The sequence below is a fragment of the Dyella sp. genome, assembly GCF_036568765.1.
Taxonomy (GTDB): Bacteria; Pseudomonadota; Gammaproteobacteria; order Xanthomonadales; family Rhodanobacteraceae; genus GSA-30.
On record NZ_DATCRY010000104.1, the window covers coordinates 1 to 4,839 of the forward strand.

General features: G+C 63.8%; 5 protein-coding genes. 2 read left to right on the forward strand and 3 right to left on the reverse strand.

Translation table 11 applies throughout. The features are described from left to right. The 3 genes from VIM98_RS07600 to VIM98_RS07610 form a co-directional block, all read right to left on the reverse strand. The coding region (locus tag VIM98_RS07600; protein WP_331992497.1) for a TonB-dependent receptor plug domain-containing protein at positions 1 to 919 on the reverse strand (919 nt) is incomplete at its 3' end. A 110-nt stretch (positions 920 to 1,029) separates the two neighbouring features. Further along, entirely contained in the window at positions 1,030 to 2,127 is a 1,098-nt protein-coding gene (locus VIM98_RS07605; protein WP_331992498.1) for a FecR family protein, read from the reverse strand. Further along, the gene (locus tag VIM98_RS07610; RefSeq protein ID WP_331992499.1) at positions 2,120 to 2,638 is read right to left on the reverse strand and encodes an RNA polymerase sigma factor; all 519 of its coding nucleotides are present in this window, start codon (positions 2,636 to 2,638) and stop codon (positions 2,120 to 2,122) included. Before VIM98_RS07610 ends, VIM98_RS07605 begins: the two co-directional genes overlap by 8 nt. 137 nt (positions 2,639 to 2,775) lie before the next feature. On the opposite strand from VIM98_RS07610, the gene VIM98_RS07615 reads away from it, so the two are divergent. After that, positions 2,776 to 3,702 (forward strand): peptidylprolyl isomerase, encoded by a 927-nt coding sequence (locus tag VIM98_RS07615; protein ID WP_331992500.1) that lies wholly within the window; start codon positions 2,776 to 2,778, stop codon positions 3,700 to 3,702. A 547-nt stretch (positions 3,703 to 4,249) separates the two neighbouring features. Further along, positions 4,250 to 4,839 (forward strand): PadR family transcriptional regulator (locus VIM98_RS07620; RefSeq protein ID WP_331992501.1); only part of this gene is annotated, 590 nt, incomplete at its 3' end.

A 4,839-nucleotide genomic window follows, 5' to 3' on the forward strand; every position in this document is an offset into this window, starting at 1 on the left:
GGTCGGCGAAGATCCGCGTATCGCCGATCGATTCGTCGGCGGCCACGCCGCCGGCGCGGGTGTTCCAGCTGCCGACGGTGAGGTACGGCGTGATGCCCGGCTCGTCGGACGGGTCGCGCGAGCGCAACGCGATGGTGCCGCCGAAGGTGGCGTTGCCGATAGTGCTGCCGCCGCCTGGGCCGCGATCGATTTCTGCCTGGCCCAGCACATGGTTGTTGAAGTACGCCGAGGTGGTGTGGTGCAGGTCGCTGGCGTCGCCGAACGGAATGCCGTCGAAGGTGATGTTGAACTGGCCGTCCTGGAAGCCGCGGATGCTGATGCCTTCGTTCTTGCCCAGGCCCGGGCCTTCCGGCGAGGTGACGGTGACGCTCGGCGCGTACTTGATGATGTCGTCGAAGTTGGCATTGAAGCGCAGCCCGTCACGGATAAAGCGCTCGTCGATCACCGAGGTCGGCTGGATGGCATCCAGCGGCGCGGCGCTGGGCGCTAGCGTATCGACGGCGTTCGCGCTGACGCTGACCGGCGCCAGGTCTTTCATGCCGCCCGTGGAGTCGATCGAGGGGAGCGGCTTATCCGCCGGCTTCGCGCCGGCCGGTACGTTTCCCACGCTGCTCGCCGGTACGATGGTGTAGGTACTTGGCGTCACTGCGCGATAGTCCAGGCCCGTGCCTTGCAGCAAGCGCTGGAGCTGTTGCTGGGGCTGCAAACCCGCCGGCGCCCCCTTGGAACGAAGTCCGTCGGGAATCTCGGCGCTGTAGACGATCTGCAGGCCCGTCTGGCGTGCGAAGACATCCAGAGCCTGATTGAGCGCCATCGGTGGAATGGCCGCCGTGCTGGCAGACGCCGGTGTATCGGCGAACGCAGCCAACGGCGCCGTACCCAGGATCAGGGCAATATGCAGGAAAAGCGAGTTGCGCATGGAGAACGAACCTTGATGGGATGAAAAAAGGTCGGACATGAGGCGTCCGTTACCCCATCTACGAGTGCGCGGCGAGAAAACCGGGTACCGCAAATTCGATGAATTTTTTCCTACAGTCGCGGCCCGCTTTGTGACGGTTCGGCGGCAACCACACGCACGCGGTCGCTTTCGCGCAGCACACGCACATGCGGCAAGGTCTGCAGGTAGGCAATGAACGCATCGACATCGCGCGCATGAAACACGCCGGTCAACCGCGTTTGCGCCACGGCGGCGTCTTCGATCGCCAGTGGGCGAGTGGTATACGCGTTGAAGCGCCGCGCTACATTCGCGACGGTATCGCGCTGGAAGCGGATTTCAGCCGGCAACCAATCGGTCGCCGCGGTCACATCGGCCTTGGCCGCCGCATGTACCGCGCCCCGCGCGTCCAGCGTCGCTTGTTCGCCACTACGCAAATCGGCCAGCGGCGCAACATCGCGCCAGACCGTCCAGCCTGTCTGCGGGAGAATCTGCACATGCCCGCTCATCACCGTCACTTTGGAATCGTCACCGTCGCGGCGCACCGCAAACACGGTGCCGATGTCGCGCAGCACATTGCGGCCAACACTCACGCTGAGGGGACGCCCGGCATCGTGGCCCACGTCGAATACCGCACTGCCCTTGAGGATCTCTATATGCCGCGCATGCGCGTCGAAACGCACAGCGATGGCGCTGGCGCGATCGAGCTGCACCAGAGTGCCGTCAGGCAGGCTCAGGCTGCGCACCGTCGTTGTATCCGCGATATAAGTTTCGGCGGGTACGGCGCGGTTGAGCCAACCGATCGTCATCGCACCGGCCGCTACCGCGCAAGCGGCGAGCGCGCCTAGCCATATCGTGCGCGGACGGCGCGTCGCTGCCTTGCTTACAGGGTGTTCGCGAACCGGCGACATGCCAGGAGCGCGCAGGTTGACGACCGCGCTCTCGGTGGCTGCCAGTTCCACCAGCTGATCGGCGCTGAGCTTTTCCATGGTCGCGGCGACCTGCAGATCGCCATGCAGCTGTGCCATCGCCAGGTATTCGTTCAAATGCGCTGGCGACCGGCGTAGCCAGGCAAGAAACTCGCGCTGCTGCGCATCGGAAAGCCCAGCGCGCTGGTCCAGGTACCAGCTGGCCGCTTGCTCGGCCAGGCGCAAGGCGCTCGGCCCGTGCTTGAAACGCTGCGGCTCATTCATAGCGAAGCATCCCCTGCCGACAGGCAGCCAGTCCCTTGACCACGTATTTCTTGACCATATTGGCCGAAATCCCCAAGCGCTCGCCGATTTCGCGATAGCCCAGCTCATCGCGGTAATGCAGCACCAGCACGGCGCGGCATTTGGGCGAGAGCCTGGCGATCAATTGGCCCAGCCGCTGGCGGCGTAGCCCGTGATCGACTTCGGCGCCGGCCACGCAAGGCGTGCTCAGGCGATCGAGAAGGTCTTCCAGGCCTTCGCTACTGACCGGCGCACGCTGCTGCATGACCGCGCGCTCCTTGATCAGGTTGGCTGCTACGGTCACCAGGTAGGCTTCCGGATTACGGATGTCTTCCTGGGCGCCTCGGTCGGTGCGCAGCAGCCGCAGGTAAACCTCCTGCACCAGATCTTGCGCATCCCATGCGTGCGCCACGCGCCGCAGCACGTAGTTGTTGAGCCACGCCCCCTGCTCGGCGAACAGCTTGGACCACGCATTGTGCTTGTCGGCACTCACCTGCAAATCCACACCGGGCGACCGCCGGCTCAACTTCGCAACGAAGCAGGCACGCTAGCGTCCGCATGTGACGGAACGATGAAAGCCCGGCTCGCCTCTGCTACCTTGCGTGCGGTCATCCCATTCCAAGGTCCGCCATGTTCCGACTCGCCCCGTCCCTGCTCGGTCTGTCCTTGTTGTGCGCCCTGGCGCTACCCGCCATTGCAGCCGAAAACGGCAAGACACCCACACCGAAAGAATTGCTCGATAGTGCAAAGCCGAGCGAATGGCGCACGCCCGACCCCAACAACATCGTGGTGATGACCTTGCCGCAGGGACGGGTAGTGATCGAACTGGCCCAGGATTTCACGCCGCTGCACGCGCAGAACATCCGCACTCTGGTACGCGGTCACTACTTCGACGGACTGGCGATCATCCGCGTGCAGGACAACTTCGTCACCCAATGGGGCGACCCGGAGGATGACGACAAGGGCGACAAGTCCAAAGTGCGGTCGCTGGGCAAGGCCAGCAAGACGCTTCCACCGGAGTACACCCGGCCCATCGATGCGAAGCTGCCATGGACGCCCCTACCCGACGGCGATGTCTATGCGCCGGAAGTGGGCTTCTCCGAAGGCTTTCCGGTGGCACGCGATAAAGCCAGCGGTCAGGAATGGTTGACTCATTGCTATGGTGCGGTGGGCGTAGCTCGCGACGTCGGCCCGGAGACGGGCAGCGGCAGCTCGCTGTACGCGATCATCGGCCAGGCGCCGCGTGGCCTGGATCGCAACCTGGCCGTTGCCGGCCGGGTGTTGCAGGGCATGGAATACCTTTCGGCCTTTCCGCGCGGTACGGGCCCCTTGGGGTTCTACGAGAAGCCCGAACAGCGCACGACGATCCGCTCGGTCGCCATGCTGGCAGACCTTCCCGAGGCGCAACGGCCCAAGTTGCAGGTGCTGCGTACCGATAGCGCAACGTTTGCCGCCTTGATCGAAGCCAAGCGCAATCGGCGCGATGCGTTTTACACCGTGCCAGCGGGCAAGATCGATCTTTGCAGCATCGGCATTCCCGTGCGTGACGCCAAATAGCCGGCTGGCTCCTTTCCCTGTTCACAAAGGAATGTTTACCTCGATCGCACGCCAACGCGCAGCTTCCCGCAAGGAACTCATCCTCTCCCGGCCTCCCCCCGGTAAACAGGGGAGGAGCACGGCGTCAGATGGCAATCAAGCCCCTTCGCGTTCAAGCGTCTTTTCCGTTTCTTTGCCGGCATCCTCGTGCTCGGGGTAGTGATACCAATCTTGATGCGGCGAGGAGCGCTTGCATGCCGGGCACTGGGTCTTGGTCCAGAAATGCCCGCAACCGGGGCAGCAACCGGCGGTCCAGAACGTATTCCAGGTTGTCCCGCAGCCCGAGCCGGGTTCACCCGGTGCGCAATACCAGCGGCTGCTTGCCGTAGGCTCCCAAGAACACAACGGACAGTGGATGTGGGGTTGGCCGGGCATACGGAACGCCTCATGGAATCGATTTAGTTTAGCTGGATGAGCCGGCCTCCCCCTGCTGGCGCCGAAGGCTCTTGTATTTCGATACACTTACGATATATCTTAATTACATCTCAACCATAACGGGAGTCACGCCATGCGCGGACACCATGCTTTCTTCCACGCCATGCGGCACCGCTTCTGGGCCATGCATGCCGATCCTTACGAGCGCCATGCGGGCCGTCACGGTTTCCGCGGCGGCATGGACGGCGATTTCTTCGAGCAATTCAATGATCTGCGCGGCGGCGGCCGACGCGGCGGCGGACGCATGTTCGGCCATGGCGATCTCAAGCTGCTGCTGCTCGCCTTGCTTGAGCAACAGCCGCGCCATGGCTACGAACTGATCCGCACGATCGAGGACATGTTCCACGGCCATTACTCGCCCAGCCCGGGTGCCATCTACCCTACGCTTACCATGCTCGAAGAAATGGGCCACACCCGCGTGCAGAGCGAACAAGGCGGTCGCAAGCTTTACGCCATCACCGACGAAGGACGCCGCTTCCTCGACGAGAACCGCGCCGCGGTCGAGGCGATGACTCAACGCACCGAGCACAGCGCGCGCATGGCCGCCAAGGCGGCGGCGCCCCAAGCGATTCGTCAGGCGATGCATGCACTCAAACATGCCCTGCTGATGCGCGGCAGCGACTGGAGTCGCGCAGAGACGCAACGTGTCGCAGCGATTCTGGA

Excerpts from the sequence above, each read along its gene's own strand:
- VIM98_RS07615 (WP_331992500.1), top strand. The coding sequence starts at position 2,776 with ATGTTCCGACTCGCCCCGTCCCTGCTCGGTCTGTCCTTGTTGTGCGCC.
- VIM98_RS07605 (WP_331992498.1), bottom strand. The coding sequence starts at position 2,127 with ATGAATGAGCCGCAGCGTTTCAAGCACGGGCCGAGCGCCTTGCGCCTG.